Below are 4,091 nucleotides of genomic sequence, written 5' to 3'. Positions count from 1 at the left end.
CTACTTCGTATATTCAAGCAAGAACTACGCTTTGTTGAACGGCGCCTAGAGCTATATAAGAACAGAACTCAAAGAAGCCTTATGCCAGGGTCTTCACAAGCTTGGTTTGTAGAAAAAAGTCTTGAGAAAATAGAGAAGCAGTATCGTTCTTCTCTTCGAGTAGATCCTTTGACTGGCGTATTCAATCGCCGGGCATTTGATGAGGATATTGAACGGCAATGTGAACAGAAACTCCCTTTTAACTTGGTATTGATCGATATTGATAATTTTAAGCAGATCAATGACAGCTACGGACACCTCTTTGGCGATGCAGTGCTTAAGCGTGTGGCCGCACTGCTGCAAGAGGAGGTTGGGGAAGATAGCGTTTATCGAATTGGTGGAGATGAATTTGCCTGCATTCTCGATACATCGAAACCAATCCTCCGTCGCATTTTGTCAAGGATTAACAAAAGAATGGTTCGAACCCGATGGAGAGAGCCTGGCGCCACAGTTACGCTTAGCTTAGGTGCAACAACACAGTTGGATTCTGAAGAAACGATGTTCATGAGAGCCGATCAGGCTCTTTACAACAGTAAAAACAATGGACGAAATTGCTGGAGCCTATACGAATAATAAACATGGAGCATGCTTTCACGTCTTAGATAGTCCCTCGATGAAGTTATCTATACCTGATGGTAAATGTCAGCTTCCCGTCCGCACGCCCTGGTGTGACCCTCTCTCCCGTCTGAATATAACGGGCCGCCAGTGGAATGGTGATAGCGCTTACGCCTGTGGCAGGTATGATGCCTGCTTTACTGATATTGAAATCAACCAGATTACTGGCAGCGCTAGTTATAGAGCCGTATCCTAACTAAATACCCACTCCGCTGGCAGCATGCTGCACGGCACGGTCAATGGACATAATCCCATTTACAATGTCGACGGTTCCGTTCTGGGGGTATAAAGTTAGACGCCAGCGATTGAGGGTTGACGACGAGTTATAACTAATGGCTGTGCCATACCCCTTGATATGACTGGCATCATAGCCATGAAAACAAAGGCAATTGCTCAGTACCAGGCTGGCATCCCTCCAATCGGTGGCGGCCCCTTTTCCGGTGAAGTGGTTAACTTTCCATGTCCCTAGGTCCACTGTGACATCCGGAGTGGTGTAGAGATAACAGCCTGAATTGGTTCATTTGAAAGTGTAGTTGGGGTTTCTCCCACGTACACATAAAGTCTGCTGGCATCTCATGATTCGGTACTCCAGAGAGAGAAAAAGAGCAGAATGCTACCTATGATAATGGTTCGGAGGCTAATGAATTTCGTTAATTTATGCATATAAGTTTTTACCTTTATACGTATTTTAGAGATCACACCTAAAAACAACTTGCTGCACTGTTCAGAAAATGGTGTTTCGATAGTATGCCCCGTTCCGAAAGCTGATAAGGCATAGTTAATCAAGAAGCCTCTTGGGCTTCCCAGGCTGTATTTTCGGGGAGCCACATTAAATAACACCCCACTCACAGGTAAATCATTGCCAGCAGATACGGTCGTTGACAGGGTCATTTCCGGTAATGCACTTGACCCTTGTGTGATACTACACGTGGCATAAGCCACAGAACTCTCTGCAATAAGTACAAAAACGCTCACAAGGATACGTACGAAAATATTCATATCACTTCTCTGCTGTTGCAGCCGTGACATTGCAGCTAAAACTCTCATGCTATTTGTAACTCACCGTAAATGTTAGCCTCCCGTCAGCCCGCCCGGCGGTGATTTTGTTTCCGGTCTTAATGTAACGGGCATAAAGCGGAAACGTGACTGTCTTGGCGGAATCCAGCGGAAGGTTAGCGACATGTGCACTATCAAGATTAATGATCCCTGCAGTACCGGGCTTGCTGGAAAGCTGTATCCCGACACCGGACGCTGTCCCAGCAGAAGCACTGTCAATGGCGATAATGCCCCGGGCAGCGTCCGCTATTGTGTTACTGGTTCGGGAAAATGCTATCGTGTAGGTATTGGCCGTTCGTGCCGGTAACTTGGTATAGCCATCACGGTTATCCCATTCGATATAGGAAACCTGCCGACCACTGACTGCGGGACAGTTCAGGACGATACCGCCGGTATTTACCCAGGCCGTGGCGTTGTCTGTTCCCGAGAAGTCACTGTTGATATCAAAGGTTCCCAGATTAACCTTTTTATCTGCCTGCTGAATTGTGCAGGTCGGAACTGTGACCCGCAGTGTCCCTTTCAGGCGAACACCGCCGTATATCGTCATTGCCCCGTATTGTCCCATTGTACTGCGGGCCACCGGGATCGTTGACAGGTCGATGGCACCTGGCGTGATGGGGCCGGTTTTAATAAATGTGTAGCCTAACGCCCTGGTTAGTGTATTTTCGGTAATATTGGGGTAGCCACAGATATTAAAATTCGAACAGTTTGTTACGGTTATTGTATAGTCTCGCGCTGTTCTGACGCCCACCCCCGGAAGTGAGGTGTTATAAACCCGGGTTTGTACATTCGTACCTGGCTGTACACTGGCAATACCGTATCGGACATTTAATACTTTGTCCCCGACATAAAACTGACCGGTGGTGGTACATTGAACCAGGAAGCCATTTGGGCTTCCCATACTGTACTGTCCGGGCTGTACAGCGAATAACACCCCTCCTACAGGTAAATCATTGCCGGCAGATACGGTCGTTGACAGGGTCATTTCCGGTAATGCACCTGACCCTTGGGTGATACTACACGATGCATAGACCGCAGAATTCACAGCCATAAGTACAAAAACGCTCACAAGGATACGTACGAAAATATTCATATCACTTCTCTGCTGTTGCAGCCGTGACATTGCAGCTAAAATTCTCATGCTATTTGTAACTCACCGTAAATGTTAGCCTCCCGTCAGCCCGCCCGGCGGTGATTTTGTTTCCGGTCTTAATGTAACGGGCATAAAGCGGAAACGTGACTGTCTTGGCGGAATTCAGCGGAAGGTTAGCGACATGTGCACTATCAAGGTTTATTATCCCTGCCGTACCGGGCTTGCTGGAAAGCTGTATCCCGACACCGGACGCTGTCCCAGCAGAAGCACTGTCAATGGCGATAATGCCCCGGGCAGCGTCCGCTATTGTGTTACTGGTTCGGGAAAATGCTATCGTGTAGGTATTGGCCGTTCGTGCCGGTACCTTGGTATAGCCATCACGGTCATTCCATTCTATAGTGGAAACCTGCCTACCACTGACTGCGGGACAATTCAGGACGATACCGCCGGTATTTACCCAGGCCGTGGCGTTGTCTGTTCCCGAGAAGTCACTGTTGATATCAAAGGTTCCCAGATTAACCTTTTTATCTGCCGGCTGAATTACACAGGTCGGAACCGTAACCCGCAGTGTCCCTTTCAGGCGAACACCGCCATATTCCACCATGGCACCGACCTGCCCCGTCGTATGGCGGCTTATCGGAATCGTCGACAGGTCAATAACACCTGGCGTGATGGGACCGGTTTTCACGAACCTGTAACCTGCTACTCTCATTAATCCAACTTGAGGCCAATAACAAATAGTTGTTGATGAACAATCTGCCCATGTCTTGTTTTTGGCGGTATGGATACCAACTCCCGGGAGCATGGTGTTATAAACCAGCTGGTTTTCATTCGTGCCTGGCTGGACGCTGGCAATACCATACCGGATATTTGACACTTTGAACCCAGAATAAAACTGACCGGTGGTGGTACATTCAACCCGGGCAGCTTTGTCTACATACACCCCGCCAACCACTGAAAATAACTCTCCTCCCACCGGTAAATCATTGCCAGCAGATACGGTCGTTGACAGGGTCATTTCCGGTAATTCAATTGGTCCTTGGGTGATTTTGCACGTGGCATAAGCCGCAGGACTCAAGGCAATAAGTACAAAAACGCTCACTAGAATACGTACGAAAATATTCATATCACTTCTCTGCTGTTGCAGCCGTGACATTGCAGCTAAAACTCTCATGCTATTTGTAACTCACCGTAAATGTTAGCCTCCCGTCAGCCCGCCCGGCGGTGATTTTGTTTCCGGTCTTAATGTAACGGGCATAAAGCGGAAACGTGACTGTCTTGGCGGAAT

4 protein-coding genes are annotated in these 4,091 nt (G+C 48.1%); 1 reads left to right on the top strand and 3 read right to left on the bottom strand.

Annotated features, from left to right (window positions below):
• Nucleotides 1–612, top strand: a 612-nt coding sequence (locus tag CAG64_RS21510) for a GGDEF domain-containing protein (protein WP_237668442.1), incomplete at its 5' end; no start/stop codon positions are given.
• A 615-nt stretch (nucleotides 613–1,227) separates the two neighbouring features.
• On the opposite strand, the gene CAG64_RS21505 is transcribed toward CAG64_RS21510, so the two are convergent.
• From CAG64_RS21505 to CAG64_RS21495, 3 genes are all read right to left on the bottom strand, one after another.
• The gene (locus CAG64_RS21505; RefSeq protein WP_161489359.1) at nucleotides 1,228–1,653 is read right to left on the bottom strand and encodes a hypothetical protein; all 426 of its coding nucleotides are present in this window, start codon (nucleotides 1,651–1,653) and stop codon (nucleotides 1,228–1,230) included.
• A gap of 49 nt (nucleotides 1,654–1,702) precedes the next feature.
• Entirely contained in the window at nucleotides 1,703–2,695 is a 993-nt protein-coding gene (locus CAG64_RS21500) for a fimbrial protein (RefSeq protein WP_161489358.1), read from the bottom strand.
• Nucleotides 2,696–2,852: 157 nt separating this feature from the next.
• The gene (locus CAG64_RS21495) at nucleotides 2,853–3,929 is read right to left on the bottom strand and encodes a fimbrial protein (protein ID WP_161488987.1); all 1,077 of its coding nucleotides are present in this window, start codon (nucleotides 3,927–3,929) and stop codon (nucleotides 2,853–2,855) included.
• Nucleotides 3,930–4,091: the final 162 nt, after the last annotated feature.

Source organism: Vibrio sp. V38_P2S17PM301 (genome assembly GCF_009904845.1).
In the GTDB taxonomy this organism is placed as follows: Bacteria; Pseudomonadota; Gammaproteobacteria; order Enterobacterales; family Vibrionaceae; genus Vibrio; species Vibrio proteolyticus.
This window is presented reverse-complemented; position numbering and strand designations above follow the sequence as displayed.

Bases quoted from the DNA above. Each gene is read 5' to 3' on its own strand.
- CAG64_RS21505 (WP_161489359.1), bottom strand. From the start codon at position 1,653: ATGAATATTTTCGTACGTATCCTTGTGAGCGTTTTTGTACTTATTGCA.
- CAG64_RS21500 (WP_161489358.1), bottom strand. From the start codon at position 2,695: ATGACCCTGTCAACGACCGTATCTGCCGGCAATGATTTACCTGTAGGA.
- CAG64_RS21495 (WP_161488987.1), bottom strand. From the start codon at position 3,929: ATGAATATTTTCGTACGTATTCTAGTGAGCGTTTTTGTACTTATTGCC.